Origin of the sequence: Streptomyces sp. NPDC020299, assembly GCF_044387825.1 — a bacterium.
In the GTDB taxonomy this organism is placed as follows: Bacteria; Actinomycetota; Actinomycetes; order Streptomycetales; family Streptomycetaceae; genus Streptomyces.
On record NZ_JBIRWL010000003.1, the window covers coordinates 438,178 to 452,350 of the forward strand.

Consider the following 14,173-nt stretch of genomic DNA (forward strand, 5'->3'; position numbering starts at 1 on the left):
ATTCACGGCGTGCCGCCGCATCGCATCCTGTGGCGGCACGCCCCGGCAGCCCGAGAGCAGCCCGAGAGCAGCCCGAGAGCAGCCCGAGAGCAGCCCGAGAGCAGTCCGAGAGGCAGGCCCGCGCATGGCCGAACCGTCCGCGCCCGGAACACCCGGCGAGAAGCTCCACCACCCGCAGCTGACCACCCTCGTCGAGACGGCGCGCTTCCACGCCGTCCACCAGCCCGACACCACCGCCGTCTTCTGCGAGGACCGCAGCCTCACCTACGCCCAGCTGCACCGCGAGAGCAACCGCATCGCCCACGCACTGCGTGCCGCCGGGGCGGGTCCCGGTGCCCGCGTCGCCTACCTGGGCAAGGAGTCCGAGCACTACTACGCGGTCCTCTTCGCCTGCGCCAAGAGCGGGACCGTCCTGGTGCCGATCAACTGGCGGCTGACCGCGCCCGAGGTCAGCCACATCCTGCAGGACTCCGGCAGCGAAGTGCTCTTCCTGGAAGGAGAGTTCGCGCCCGTCCTCGACCGGTTGCCGACCCGGCCGCCGAAGACCGTGGTCCGGCTCGGCACCGCCGACGGCTTCACCGTCTGGAAGGCCGAGCATCCCGACACCGACCTGCCGTCCTCGGCCACGCCCGACACACCGGTCGCCCAGCTCTACACCAGCGGCACCACCGGCCTGCCCAAGGGCGTCGTCCTGGCACACCGGAGCTTCTTCGCCATCCGCGACGCCCTGGCGAGCGAGAACCGCGACTGGATCGACTGGCGGGCCGGTGACATCGCGCTGGTCGGCATCCCCGGCTTCCATGTCGGTGGCCTGTGGTGGGCGACCCAGAACTTCAACGCCGGTGCGACCGTGGCGGCCATGCGCGCGTTCACTCCCCGGGACGCGATCGACCTCATCCGCGACAAGGGCATCACCACCGCCTGCGTGGTCCCGGCGATGCTGCGCATGATGCTGGCCGAACCCGGCGTCACCCCGGCCGACTTCACCACCCTCCGCAAGATCGTCTACGGCGGCTCCCCCATCTCCGAGGCCCTGCTCGAAGACAGCCTCGCCATGTTCGGCAGCGAGTTCGCCCAGATCTACGGCCTGACCGAGACCGGCAACACCGCCGTGTGCCTGCCGCCCGCCGACCACATCCCCGGCCACCCCAGGATGAAGGCGGCCGGCCACCCCTACCCGGGCGTGGGCTGCAAGGTCATCGACGGCGACGGCAAGGAACTGGCGCCGGGCACCGTGGGAGAGATCTGCCTGGCCACCCCCGCCCGCATGGTCGAGTACTGGGGCCTGCCGGACAAGACGGCCGAGACTCTCGTCGACGGCTGGATCCATACCGGCGACGCCGGATACGTCGACGACGACGGCTACGTCTTCATCCAGGACCGCATCAAGGACGCCATCCTCGTCGCGGGCGAGAACGTCTACCCGGCCGAGATCGAGAACGTCCTGGAGCGCCATCCCGGCGTGGCCGAGGCGGTCATCGTCGGCGCTCCGGACGAGCGTTGGGGCGAGAGCGTCCACGCCTTCGTCGTGCCCGCCGCCGGCCAGGAACCCACTCCGAGGGAACTGCACCGGTTCCTCGTCGACCGGCTGGCTGCCTTCAAGCTGCCCGCCCGCTACGAGTTCATCGACCACGTGCCGCGCAACCCCAGCGGAAAGATCCTCCGCCGGGAACTGCGTGAACGCTTCTGGACCGACTCCGACCGCAAGGTCAACTGACCGGCATTCCCTTTCCTGTGTACAGCCACCCGTGCAGCTACCAAGAGAGAACACCATGCCTGAGCCCCTGACGCTGGACACCTTCCGCACGGACCTGGCGGAGTACCTGCACCAGGACCCGAGCGACGTCGACCTGGACGAGAACCCCCTGGACGCGGGGCTCGACTCGCTGCGCATCACCACCCTGGCCGAACAGTGGCGAAGCGCAGGCGTGGACGTGAGCTTTGTGGACCTCGCCGAGCGCACCTCCTTCGCCCAGTGGTGGCAGCTGCTGTCCGAACGCCAGACGGGAGCGCCCCATGCCGACGCCTGAGCGCCATGCCCTGCTGGCCGCACAGGAGGGCATCTGGACCGGTCATGCGCTCGATCCGGACAGCCCCGCCTACAACACGGCCGAGTACATCCACATCCACGGCGTGGTGGACCCGGTGGTCTTCGAGAAGGCCCTGCGCCACACCGTCGCCGAGGTCGAGGCCCTCAACGTCCGTTTCGTCACCGACGAGACCGGCCGGCCGTGGGAGGTGAGCGCCCCCGGAATCGACTGGGCCCCGCACATCGCCGACCTCACCACCGAGGCGGACCCGCACCGCGTCGCCCTGGACCGGATGGCTCAGGATCTGAACCGCCCCGTCGACCTCGAACACGACCCGGTCTTCGGCCACGCCCTCCTGCGCATCGCCCCCGACGAGTTCCTCTGGTACCACCGCGTCCACCACATCGCCCTCGACGGCTTCGGCCTCTCCCTGGTCGCCCGTCGCGTCGCGCAGGTCTACACGGCCCTGGTGGAGGACGCCCCCCTTGGCGAGAGCGGCTTCGGCACTCTGGAGTCCGTCCGCCAGGAAGAGGACGCCTACCGCGCCTCGGAACGCTGCACCAAGAACCGCACGTACTGGACCGAGCGCTTCGCCGACCGCCCGCACGTGGCGTCCCTCACCTCCGAACAGGCCCTGCCGGCCCGGACTTTCCTGCGCCGTGTCGTCGACCTGGACACCGACGAGACGGACCGGCTGCGCGCCCTTGCCCGGGAAATGTCGGTGACCTGGTCCGATGCCGTGCTGGCCGTCACCGCTGCCTACATCCACCGGGTCAGCGGCGCGCCTGAGGTCGTCCTCAGCCTGCCCGCCATGGGGCGCCTGGGCTCGGTGTCGCTGCGCGTGCCCTGCATGGTGCGCAACATCCTCCCGCTGCGCGTGGCCGTGGGGGAGGAGGACAGCCTGCGCGACCTGGCCACCAAGGTGGCCGCGGAGCTCCGCGCCGACCGCCCCCACCAGCGCTACCGCTACGAGCAGTTGCGGCGTGACCTGAAGCTGGTCGGCGGCAAGCGGCGGCTTTCGGGCCCGGGCGTCAACATCATGCCGTTCGAGTACGGCCTGCGGTTCGCCGGAGTCCGCAGCACGGTCCACAACGTCTCCGCCGGTCCGGTCGACGACCTCGCGGTGAACGTGTACGACCGCGCCGAGGGCGCGGGCCTGCGCATCGCGGTCGATGCCAACCCCAGCCTCTATGACGAGGCCGAACTGGCATCACACCAGCGGGGGTTGCTGGACCTGCTCAGGGAGGCCGTCGCCGACCCGGACCGGCCGATCGGCCGTCAGCCGGTCACCGTCGTCGACGGCGGACCGCTGCCGCGTCCGGCGCGGCCCGTGCTGAGCCTCATCGCCGATCACGCCGCCCGGCGAGGCGGTGCCACCGCCGTGGAACACGACGGACAAGCGACGACGTACGCCCAACTGTTCGGCTCCGCACGGCAGTTGGCTCGACGGCTGGCCGCCCGGAACGTCGGTCCCGGCGCCGTGGTGGCGCTCGCCCTGCCGCGGGGCATCGATGCCGTCACCGCCATCCTCGGCGTACTGCTCTCGGGCGCCGCGTACTGCCCGCTCGACCCGGCCGCCCCGGAATCCAGGACCCGGACGCTCCTGGACAGCACGGGCCCCGCCCTCATCCTCACCAGCGACCAGTACGCCTCTCGCTTCGCAGGAAAGCCGGTCCTCCTGCTCGACGCCCACGGCGAGGAGGAACAGGCACCGCTCCCTGCGACCGCGGACGATCTGGCCTACGTCATCCACACCTCGGGCTCCACCGGCCGGCCCAAGGGAGTGGAGATCGGTCACGGCGCGCTCGCCACCTTCGTCGCCGGTGCCGCGCACCGCTACGGCCTGCGCCGCGAGGACCGCGTCCTGCAGTTCGCGCCCCTGCACTTCGACGCCAGCGTCGAGGAGATCTTCCTGACCCTCTGCACCGGGGCCACCCTCGTCGTACGCACCGACGAGATGACGGAGTCGGTACCCCGGTTCCTGAACGCGGTCGACCGGCTGCGGATCAGCGTCCTGGACCTCCCCACGGCCTACTGGCACGAACTCGCCTACACCGTCTCCACCGGTGCCGCGGCCCTCCCCGCTGCCGTGGGCGCGGTCATCATCGGGGGAGAGGCCGCTCTGCCGGAACGCGTGGAGCGCTGGCGGGGCGCGATCGGCTCGTCGGTACGGCTGTTCAACACCTACGGCCCGACCGAGGCGACGGTCGTAGCCACGGTCGCACCCCTCCACGAGGCCCCGGACGAGCCGGGCGACGTACCGATCGGCACCCCTCTTCCCGGAACGCGAGCGGCGATCGTCGGCGGTGAACTCCACCTGCTCGGCGGGGCCCTGGCCCGGGGCTACCGTGACGCGGGTGCCCCGGACCATGCCCGCTTCACGCCACTGCCCCAACTCCCGGGCTCCCCCCGCGCCTTCCGCACCGGAGACCTGGTGCGCCTCGGTGGCGACGGGCAACTGCGCTTCCTCGGCCGGGCGGACGACGAGTTCAAGATCAGCGGGCATCGCGTCCATCCCTCCGAGGTCGAAGCGGCCCTTCTTGCCCAGCCCGGCATCCACGAGGTCGCCGTGGTCGGGCAGGTACTGCCGGACGGCACCCGACGGTTGGCCGCCCACGTCGTCGCCGACGATCCGGGACCCACCGCAGGTGAGGTACGGGAGCGCTTGCGGGCGGTCCTTCCGCCGGCCATGGTTCCCTCGGCCGTGGAGTTCACCGACCGGCTGCCCCGCACCAGCACGGGGAAGATCGACCGGAACGCGCTGAGTGCCGTCGTAGCGGAGAAGTCCTCGCCGGCAGAAGCGGCGGCCGGCTCCCTCCAGGAGGCCATCACTCGAACATGGGCTCAGATCCTGGGCGTTGAGCGGCTGGCGCCCGAGGACGACTTCTTCGACCTTGGTGCCCAGTCGCTCCAGGCCATCCAGGTCGCCAACCGGCTCGGCGTCGAACTCGGCCGGGACGTCCGTGTGGCCTGGCTGTTCGAGCACCCGACGGCCGTCGAACTCGCGCGCCGCCTGGAGCACCGTACGGATGCTCCTGCGACTGCCCCCGCAGTGCCCGAGACAGTGCTGGCCGACGCCGTCCTGGAGGACGACATCCGGCCCGCCGGCCCGTCCCGCGCGGCGGGCGATCCGCGCACCGTCCTGCTGACCGGCGCCACCGGTTTCGTCGGCCCCCACCTACTGGCGGAACTGCTCCGGGCCACCGACGCCGAGATCATCTGCCCAGTCCGGGCCGCGACCCCGGCCGAGGCGGCCGACCGCGTCCGGCAGGCCCTCGCCGCCCAGCGGATCTCCCTGCCGCAAGGCGCCGAGCGGATCGTCGCAGTGCCCGCCGACCTCGCCCGCCCGTACCTGGGGCTCGGGACCGACCGGTTCGCCGAACTGGCCGGGAGCTGCGAAGTCATCGTCCACAACGCGGCGACGGTCAGCATCATGCGGGAGTACGGCAGCCTGCGCGCCGCCAACACGGAATCCACCCGCCAGTTGCTGAGGATGTCGGCGGCCCGGTCGATTCCGCTCCACCTGGTGTCGACCCTGTCCGTCGCTCCGTCGCGCAGCGCGGCTGCGGAGGTGCCGGAGGCTTTCCTTCCCCCGCATCCCGGGCTGGTCAGCGGCTACCAGCAGTCCAAGTGGGCGGCCGAGCGGCTGCTGGAGCAGGCGGCCGAGCGTGGCTTCCCCGTCACCGTGCACCGATTGGGCAGGGTGACGGGAGCGCCGGACACCGGCCTGGTGAACCGGCGGGACTTCCTGTGGAGCGTGTTCGCCTCCGGCATCCCGGCCGGGATCGTGCCGGAGCTGTTCGAGGCGGAGGTGTGGACGCCGGCGGACTACGTAGCCCGGGCCGTCGTACGGCTGTCGACGACCATGGATCCTGGCACCGTCTTCAACCACGCTCCCGTCGCACCGGTCCGGCTGGCCGATCTGTATGACTGGGTGCAGGAGTACGGGTACGCCGTCAAGCGGCTCCCGTTGGCGCAGTGGCGTCGGGAGCTGCCCCGGTCCGCCGATGTGGCCGTGACGACCGGCGCGTTCTTCGACTCCTTCACAGATGACGGCGAGGAGGGGCTGGAGCTCGGACTGGGGCACGTCCGGGCGGACAACGTGCTGCGGGCTCTGGAGGGCACCGGCATCTCCTGCCCGCAGGCCGATCGTGCTCTGGTCTTCCGATACCTGGACCACTGCGTAGAAAGCGGAATACTCCCGCCGCCCGTACGAGGGGACATGTGACGTCTTGGGAACTTGGGCGGACTTCGCTCCGACTACTTGAGCGGAGTCCATCCCACCCCGAGGAGCAAGTGTGCAGACGAAACGGCCCGTTGCCGTGGCCCTGGCCGGGGCGCTGTGCCTGGCCACCACGGCATGCGGGGCCTCTACGACCCCTACGGCCAACGCCGCGGCGGGCGAGAGCGCCCCCGGTTACCCGGTCACCCTCAAGAACTGCGGACAGACCACCACGTACACCAAGGCGCCCAAGCGGGTGGTCGTCATGAACGGCGCCTCGGTGGCCGAGGTGTCCGCCCTGCTGGCGCTGGGGCTCGGCGACCGCATCGTGGCCAACGAGCAGTCGTACGGCCGCTCGGAGGTCCCCGGCCGGGCGGCGGCCATCAAGAAGCTGCCCACCGGCGACATCAAGCTCAACGACGCCTACGACATCCCCCGCGAAGCGATGCTGGGCCTGCGCCCCGACCTCGTGCTGTCCACCACGTCGTACGGCTTCGACGCGAAGAACGGCTTCGCCACCCGCGACGACCTCAAGACGGTCGGCGCCAGCAGCTACATCTCCCCGCAGGGATGCGACCAGGACACCTCCCACATGACGATCGACGACAGCTACCGGCTGCTGCGCGATCTGGGGAAGATCTTCCACGTCAGCGACCGCGCCGAGAAGATCATCAACGCCTCTCGCAAGAGCATCGGCGCCGTGTCGGCGAAAGTGAAGGGCGACACCACCCCCCACGTCATGGTCGTGTTCTCCAACATGAGCATGGGCGGCAACGACTTCAGCTCCGTCGCGGCCAACGGCATCTGGAACGACATCCTCGCCAAGGCGGGCGCCCGCAACGCCTTCTCCTCCGCCTCCAAGACCGCCTTCGCCGACCTCAGCAAGGAGAAGGTCGCCGCCGAGCCGGTTGATGCCCTCGTGGTCATCAGCTACAACGACCCGCACGCCGAGGCGTACGCCAGCAAACTGCTCAAGGAGTTCCCTCAGTGGCCGGCCGCGAAGAACAAGCGCTCCCTCGTGCTCTCCGACTCGATCTACCTCGGACCGAGCAACGACCTGGCCGTGGAGAAGATCGCCAGGATGCTGCGCCCGGACGCTCTCTGAGCCGGCCGGGCGCCAAGAAGCGGCTCAACGCCGAGTTGGTGCTGGTTCTGCTGCTTGCGGTGCTTGTCGCCGTCATGATCGTGGCGATCAGCATCGGCGCCGTCACCATCCCGGTGGACGAGGTCTGGCGGATCGTCTGGAACCACCTGACCGGCAGTCGTACGGCAGCCGACCCGGCCACCGACCAGATCGTCTGGACCTTCCGGGCCCCGCGGGTCGTCCTGGCCGCCCTGGTCGGCGCCGGACTGGCCGTCTCCGGCGTCGTCCTGCAGGCGGTCGTCGCCAACCCGCTCGCCGACCCCTACGTCCTCGGCGTCTCCTCCGGCGCCTCCCTCGGCGCCGTCGTGGTCATCACCGCCGCCGGGGGCGCCCTCGGCGGACTCGGCGTGTCCTCGGCCGCCTTCCTCGGCGCCGGCGCGGCGGTCGCCCTGGTCTTCCTGCTCGGCCAGAAGGGAGGCCGGCTCGCCCCCACCCGTCTGGTCCTGTCGGGCGTCGCCATCGGCTACCTGTTCCTGGCGGCCACCAGCTATCTACAACTCCGGGCCACGCCGACCGAGTTGCGTACGGTGATGTTCTGGATGCTGGGCAGCGTCGCCGGCGCCGAATGGGGCCAGCTGCCCATCGTCGCCATCGTGGTCCTCACCACGACCGTGGCCCTGACGCTCTTCGGCCGGCGCCTCAACGCCCTGCTGGTCGGCGACGAGTCCGCCACCGCCCTCGGCGTCGACGTGCACCGGTTGCGCGCCGTGCTTCTGGTGCTGTCCTCCCTGGTGACCGGCACCGTCATCGCCGTCGCCGGGGGCATCGGCTTCGTGGGCCTGATGATCCCGCATCTGGTGCGCCTCATCACCGGCGCCGACCACCGCCGGCTGCTGCCCCAGGCGGCCCTGGTCGGCGCCATCTACCTGGTCGTCGTCGATCTGCTCTCGCGCACCGTCAACCGCCCCAACGAACTCCCCCTCGGCATCCTCACCGCCCTGTTCGGGGCGCCCTTCTTCCTGTGGCTGCTGCGCCGAAACAAGAGCCTGGACTCCGTATGAAGCTCACCGTGGAAAAGATCCACGTCGAACTCGGTCACCGGCCGATCCTCCACGACGTGCACCTGGAAGCCCAGGCAGGCGACATCGTCGGCCTGATCGGCCCCAACGGCAGCGGCAAGTCCACCCTGCTGCGGACCGTCTACCGCTCCCTGCGCCCCCACAGAGGAGTGGTACGCGTGGACGGCGACGACGTCTGGGCCCTGTCCGCGCGCAGCGCCGCCCGCCGCACCGCCGCCGTCCTCCAGGACGCGAGCAGCAACCCGACCGGCATGAGCGTCGCCGAGATCATCGCGCTCGGCCGGACCCCGCACCACGGCCTCATGGGCCGCGACGGAGCGGACGACCACGAGGCCGTGGAGCAGGCCCTCGACTCGTGCGCGATCCGGCACATGGCCGAACGCGACGTCACCTCGCTCTCCGGCGGCGAACGCCAGCGTGTACTGCTGGCCCGGGCCCTCGCTCAACAGCCCCGGCTGCTCGTCCTCGACGAGCTCACCAACCACCTCGACATCCGCGCCCGCTTCGAGCTGCTCGACCTGATCCGCTCCACCGGCATCACCACCCTCGCGGTCCTCCACGACCTGGACCTGGCCGCCCGCCTGTGCGACCACCTCGTCGCCCTCCACGCGGGTCAGGTCGTCGCCGCCGGACCGGTCCTGGACGTCCTCACCCCCGGCCTGCTGCGCGAGGTCTTCGGCGTGGCCGCCACGGCCGAACGTGACGCCGACGGCATCGTCCGCATCACCTACGCGGCCCAGCCGCTCGCCCTCGAACCTGTGCGGGAGGCCAAGGTCAGCTGACGGGACGGTCGTACTGCGTCCCCCGGCGCACCTCGTCCGCCGCCTCGGCACCGCCGAACCGCTCCACCAGTTGGAAGGCCATGTCGATGCCGGCGGACACGCCCGCACTGGTGACGATGTCCCCGTCGTCGACGTATCGCTCGGCCGCGCGCACGTCCGTCGTGCTGTCGGTCTTCGCGAGCTTCTCGGCGAAGTCCCGATGCGTGGTGGCCGGGCGCCCCTTCAGCAGCCCGGCCGCGGCCAGCACGAGCGACCCGGTGCACACGCTCGCCAGCAGCACCCCCCGATCATGGAGGCTCCGCAGCCAGTCGAGGTGATCGCCGTTGTTCTTGAGTTCCCTTGTGCCATCCCCGCCGGGATGGACCAGCACGTCCAGGGCGGGAGCCGTGTCCAGGCCGTGGTCCACGCCGAGCCGCAGCCCCTTTGCACAGCGCACCCACCCCTCCTCGCGGGCAACCGTCACCAGGCGGACCGGATCTGTCGCGACATGCGCGGCCCAGAAGCCCAGAACCTCCCACGGACCGACGACATCGAGCTCCTCGGCGCCCTCGAAGACGAAGACACCGATGGTCAGCGAAGACCCCATACCGACGAACTCCTCAACGCTCCGTGCCTGAACCGCACTTCAGGCACGAGCGTGTCATGAGAACCGGGCCCGATCCTCAGGAGGAGGGACCTGGACAACCCGAAGGAAGGACTTGTGCGTGGTGGCCGGCTCACGGTCATGCCCGCTTCGGCACGAAACAGGCGGCTGATGTGGCGCTCGGACAGGCCGGCTGCCTGGGCCAACGAGCGGAGGGTCCATTCATCTGAGGGATTGGCGAGAACCTGCTGCCGGGCCTGGCGCAACGCCGGGCTTGTCACCTCGGGGACGCTCAGCTCGGCGAACTGGGCCTGACCGCCGGGTTTCTGGACGTATCCTCGGCCGCCAACGCAAGTCCCAGCTCGAGGCCGGAGGCGGCTCCGCCCGCGCCCGGTAGCAGGGCGGCCCCCGGCCAGGGAGTTCGCAGCCGACAGGACATCCGCGACGGCGGAGAAGCCGAGGCTCTGCACACCCTCGAAGAGGAAGAGAGCCGGGGCCGGTGTCCACAGCTGCCGCGGGCACCGGCCCCACACTTCACGCCGCGACCGCGACCGGGACAGCCCCCGTTGCATGCGGTCGCAGGTCGGACGACGGAACCCGGCCGTCTCCGGTCCGCCCTCCCGGCTCTTCCGGCTCGGCGAGCAGGTCCAGCAGGGCGCTACGGGCCCGGGCCACCCGGGAGCGCACCGTCCCGACGGGACAGCCGGTGACATCGGCCGCCTCCGCATACGGCAGGCCGACCACCTGCGTGAGGATGAACGCCTCGCGGCGCTCGTCCGGCAGCCCCGCCAGCAGCTCGAGGAGGGCGATGCCCTCCTCGAAACCGGGTACGTCGACCGGCTGGGCCAGTTCGGCCGCGCGGCGCCAGTCATGCCGGTCCGCCAGACGAGGACGGGAGGCGGCGCGCCGGAAGTCGTCGATCACCGCCCGGCGCGCGATGGACAGCAGCCACGCACGGGCCGAGGACCTTCCCTCGAACCGGTGCAGGCTCCCCAGCGCTCGGAGGAACGTCTCCTGGGCCAGGTCGTCCGCCGACTGGGGATCCGCACTCAGATGCGCGACGTAGCGCAGCACGTCGCAGTGCAGCGCCCGGATGAACTGTTCGACGGCGTCCGCATCACCACCGCGGGCGGCCAGCGCCCAGGCGGTGATCAGCTCGTCGGCCTCTTGCGTCTTGTCGTGTTTCCTACGTTTCTTGCGTGTCCCGCGTAACGCGGGCAGGGCAGGAGCAGGCACCTGTTGTCCTTCGCGATCATGCCTGGAACGGCGGCACGCGGGCACACCGATCCAGCAGCAAGGGGATTGCGGCCGGCCACACGGGCGCGGCCGCAGCCCGGGGCACGGTGTCGACGACACACTGGAAGTGACCCCGGGAAACCGGCTGTTCAGACGACAGCGAGAGCGGCCGGTGGCCCCCGGGAAGTGATCGCATGGACAAGGTGCAGACGTCGCGGCACTCGACGCGAACGGCGCCTGCGCCGGAGAATCCGCGGAGGCCGCGGCAGCGCGGGCAGGGTGAGTACCAGCCGCAGCGGCGCGGCCAGCCATCCCGCTACGGCCCGCAGCAGCCGGAAGACGGCACGCTCGCCGTAGCCCAGCCACAGGCCGCACAGTAGCGCCGCGACCAGGTGAGCCGCGTACATGCCGAGCATGGATGTACCGCTCAGCCAGTGCTCGATGCCTGCGGGAGCACCGGAGCCCAGGTGGATCGAGTGATCCATTCTCATGGGATGCGGCTGCATGGAGCCCATGTCCATGGACCCCATCGGCGGGTCACCGGTGTCACCGACGGCGTCCGCTCGCGCCGTCGGCTGACCGGCGGACTGCGCGAGGGAGAAGCTCCAGTGGAGCACCGCCTGGGGCACGACCACCGCGGTCACGATCAACCGAAGCCCGCGCTCGCGGCCTGCCAGAGCCCAGCCCATTCCACCGGCGCCCACGGCACCGGCGCTCAGCGCCCACCAGGGCACCGCGGCACCGGACATCATCGTGTGCGCGAGGGCGGAGAGCAGCACACAGACGGCCGCGAAGACCGCGGCCCGTACCGTACGCGTGCACCATCCGGCAGCCATGACGGGCTTCATCCTTGCATTCGAAGCCCGGTCGTTACGGATCAGTACGCAAAATGGCGTGGCTTCATGCTCAATCCAAAGCCGCGATCGGGCGTTCGGCGAAATGCGGGAACTTATCGCCGGATCCAGCCGACTTACTGAGAGAGGGCTTCCTTCTCGGGTGGGTAGATCGCGCGGATGCCGGCGAGTTGCTCGGCGCGTGTGGCGTTGGGGTTGCCGTTGGCGGGGCCCTCGCCGTCCGGCAGGGCCTTGACCTCGCAGGTCTCGTCGGTGCCCTTGACGCGGAAGCTGATGAGGTCGCCGGCGCCGAGGCCGACGAGATGGCGGTATTTGACCCGTACCTCGATGGTCCTGGCGCCGGCGGCGACGAGGCCGAAGTACTGCCGGTAGAGGTCCGCTCCGCTGGCTCGGCCCCTGCCGACACGGTCTTCCCCGGCAAGAGCTACCTGGACTGGAATTGCAGCCCCGTGCGTGACAGTCGCTACGTGCGGGCACTGGACGTAAGAGTGGCGCAGGGCACGCCACCCCTAAATATTGCACGGGCCCGTTGATACCGCTGGTGTCCCTGGTTGTCCGCTCTCATGGGCACGCTGTGGGCACGGCACGCGAGGACGCCGGCCGAGGCGCTTGCGGGAACGGGCTCTGCGCTTGGCCGCCGCTGTCTCCGCCGACCAGCCCGGGGAGCCATGGCAGGTGCACAGCCCTTCCGGCGGAGTGCGCCCCCTGCCGCGCGAACGACTGTCGCGCCTGCTCGGTACTCCGGCGTTCCGGATACGGCCGCGCCCGAGTGTTCAGCCGGAGCCAGAACTGCCCGCCGATTCGCCGGCGGCACGGCGGTATGCGACGTTGATGCGCTGTGCTTCCTCGAGCTGGTCCTCGAGGATGACGATGCGGCACGCAGCCTCGATCGGAGTCCCCTTGTCGACGAGCTCGCGGGCGCGGGCCGCGATCCTCAGTTGGTAGCGGGAGTAACGGCGATGTCCCCCCTCCGAGCGGAGCGGAGTGATCAGACGAGCCTCACCGATGGCTCGGAGGAAGGCCGGGGTGGTGCCGAGCATCTCGGCTGCCCGGCCCATCGTGTACGCGGGGTAGCCGTCGTCGTCCAGACGATCATTCAGGGGGTTGTCCGATGTCATGTCACCTCGCTGTGCAATGCGTCGAGGGGCCCTGGCGCCGTACGGCACCAGGGCCCCGAAGGAAATTCAACACCATCTGTCGGCCCTACTGCTGTGCCGACCTTCTGTTTCCGCTACCCGGCCCGGCAAGGGCGGAGCGGGGGATCGCAGCTGCGTGACCGGGGACCACCATCCATTCCGGGGTCTTGCGGTACCCGGGCCGAGCGCTTCTCGGGCCGGGCGATCCTGATGGCGTCTGCTCCTCCGTTCCTCTCGTACCAACCACTGAATGAACCGGTACTGCTCCTTGCAGCTCCTCGACGTGCGAGCCGCCCAGTGTGGCTCGCAGTCCCGTCACCGTCCTGGGAACGCTTTGGCTTCGAGGCTCGTGAGCCGCACTGACCTGCGTACTTCGTATTCAGGCACCCACCAGTTCGTGTCTGGCGGATCTCATTCGACCATGTCTACGAGAGAAAGCGTACCCGTGTCAGGAACCAATGTCTACTCTGGCAACAGTAGATTTCATCCTTCCGGCGGAGGAACAGCCCGCCGCGGTCGGCCCCACCGGTTGGCCGGGAGTCGCCTCCTGTCGTCCGCGCAGCCGCTGCACGCCCCGCGGGCGGTACGGGCACGGGTGGACCGCATAAGCTCTGCTGCCATGTCGAACCCTGATGAGCTGCTCGTCGCCATCTCCACCGCGGTGGAGTCCGAGCCAAGCAATCAGATGTCGCTGACCGTGGTCGTCGGCGGCGCCGTCATCACCGGCCGGCTGGCTCCCGAGGCCGTGTGGAGGGAGCGGGTGGCGGAGGTACTGAGGGACTCGGACCGTCTCGGCGCGTTCTCGGACGTCTTCGCCCGCGGTCCGCGAGGCAACCGGTCCGGTGGCGGCGAGGCGCCCACGCATCTGCACTTCCATCTCGCCCGGATCCTGCAGGGCAGCCTCGGGATCCCGGAGACGGGCGGCATGTACCGAGTCGCGATCAAGGACGTCAGCGCATGGACCGTGGGCGAACTCAGCTACTTCGACCGGTGAGACGCTGTCGCCGCCCCGTTGCCCGGTCAGCGGTTTGTGAACGGACGCCGACACAGCGGTGGGGGGGCGGGCCCCCCCCGGCGGGCGGGGCCCCCCCCCCCGCCCCGGGGGGGGGGGCCCCCCCCCCCCCAAAAGGCCCCCCGGGGGGGGGGCCCCCGGAGAAGGAAAAAAAA

Annotated in this window: 13 protein-coding genes; 7 read left to right on the plus strand and 6 right to left on the minus strand. The window is 70.4% G+C overall.

Going from position 1 to position 14,173, the window contains the following annotated elements:
* Positions 1 to 124: 124 nt before the first annotated feature.
* From ACH45E_RS09895 to ACH45E_RS09920, 6 genes are all read left to right on the plus strand, one after another.
* On the plus strand, positions 125 to 1,717 hold the full coding sequence (locus tag ACH45E_RS09895) for a fatty acid--CoA ligase (protein ID WP_361442534.1): 1,593 nt from the start codon (positions 125 to 127) through the stop codon (positions 1,715 to 1,717).
* A gap of 55 nt (positions 1,718 to 1,772) precedes the next feature.
* Positions 1,773 to 2,030 carry a phosphopantetheine-binding protein gene (locus ACH45E_RS09900; protein ID WP_361442536.1) on the plus strand — a complete coding sequence of 86 codons (258 nt, stop codon included), beginning with the start codon at positions 1,773 to 1,775 and terminating at the stop codon, positions 2,028 to 2,030.
* Positions 2,017 to 6,258: an amino acid adenylation domain-containing protein gene (locus tag ACH45E_RS09905; protein ID WP_361442539.1), complete on the plus strand. Its 4,242-nt coding sequence runs from the start codon at positions 2,017 to 2,019 to the stop codon at positions 6,256 to 6,258. Before ACH45E_RS09900 ends, ACH45E_RS09905 begins: the two co-directional genes overlap by 14 nt.
* A 70-nt stretch (positions 6,259 to 6,328) precedes the next feature.
* On the plus strand, positions 6,329 to 7,357 hold the full coding sequence (locus tag ACH45E_RS09910; protein ID WP_361442542.1) for an ABC transporter substrate-binding protein: 1,029 nt from the start codon (positions 6,329 to 6,331) through the stop codon (positions 7,355 to 7,357).
* A gap of 74 nt (positions 7,358 to 7,431) precedes the next feature.
* A complete protein-coding gene (locus ACH45E_RS09915; protein ID WP_361442659.1) occupies positions 7,432 to 8,397 on the plus strand; it encodes an iron ABC transporter permease in 966 nt (321 codons plus the stop codon).
* On the plus strand, positions 8,394 to 9,197 hold the full coding sequence (locus ACH45E_RS09920; protein WP_361442545.1) for an ABC transporter ATP-binding protein: 804 nt from the start codon (positions 8,394 to 8,396) through the stop codon (positions 9,195 to 9,197). The genes ACH45E_RS09915 and ACH45E_RS09920 overlap by 4 nt, the downstream gene beginning before the upstream one ends.
* Here ACH45E_RS09920 and ACH45E_RS09925 read toward each other — a convergent pair.
* The 6 genes from ACH45E_RS09925 to ACH45E_RS09950 form a co-directional block, all read right to left on the minus strand.
* A complete protein-coding gene (locus ACH45E_RS09925) occupies positions 9,190 to 9,783 on the minus strand; it encodes a DJ-1/PfpI family protein (protein ID WP_361442548.1) in 594 nt (197 codons plus the stop codon). The two genes, ACH45E_RS09920 and ACH45E_RS09925, sit on opposite strands and share 8 nt — an antisense overlap.
* Positions 9,768 to 10,352, minus strand: a complete 585-nt coding sequence (locus ACH45E_RS09930; protein ID WP_361442551.1) for an AraC family transcriptional regulator — start codon at positions 10,350 to 10,352, stop codon at positions 9,768 to 9,770. The genes ACH45E_RS09925 and ACH45E_RS09930 overlap by 16 nt, the downstream gene beginning before the upstream one ends.
* Entirely contained in the window at positions 10,315 to 11,016 is a 702-nt protein-coding gene (locus ACH45E_RS09935; RefSeq protein WP_399040361.1) for a sigma-70 family RNA polymerase sigma factor, read from the minus strand. The genes ACH45E_RS09930 and ACH45E_RS09935 overlap by 38 nt, the downstream gene beginning before the upstream one ends.
* Positions 11,017 to 11,165: 149 nt before the next feature.
* Positions 11,166 to 11,852, minus strand: coding sequence for a hypothetical protein (locus tag ACH45E_RS09940; RefSeq protein ID WP_361442554.1), 687 nt, complete (start codon positions 11,850 to 11,852; stop codon positions 11,166 to 11,168).
* A 134-nt stretch (positions 11,853 to 11,986) separates the two neighbouring features.
* Complete coding sequence (locus ACH45E_RS09945; RefSeq protein ID WP_399040472.1) at positions 11,987 to 12,310, minus strand: RNA-binding protein; 324 nt, start codon at positions 12,308 to 12,310, stop codon at positions 11,987 to 11,989.
* Positions 12,311 to 12,643: 333 nt separating this feature from the next.
* Positions 12,644 to 12,988 carry a MerR family transcriptional regulator gene (locus tag ACH45E_RS09950; protein ID WP_361442557.1) on the minus strand — a complete coding sequence of 115 codons (345 nt, stop codon included), beginning with the start codon at positions 12,986 to 12,988 and terminating at the stop codon, positions 12,644 to 12,646.
* A gap of 637 nt (positions 12,989 to 13,625) precedes the next feature.
* On the opposite strand from ACH45E_RS09950, the gene ACH45E_RS09955 reads away from it, so the two are divergent.
* Positions 13,626 to 14,000 (plus strand): hypothetical protein, encoded by a 375-nt coding sequence (locus ACH45E_RS09955; RefSeq protein WP_361442560.1) that lies wholly within the window; start codon positions 13,626 to 13,628, stop codon positions 13,998 to 14,000.
* Positions 14,001 to 14,173 lie beyond the last annotated feature (173 nt).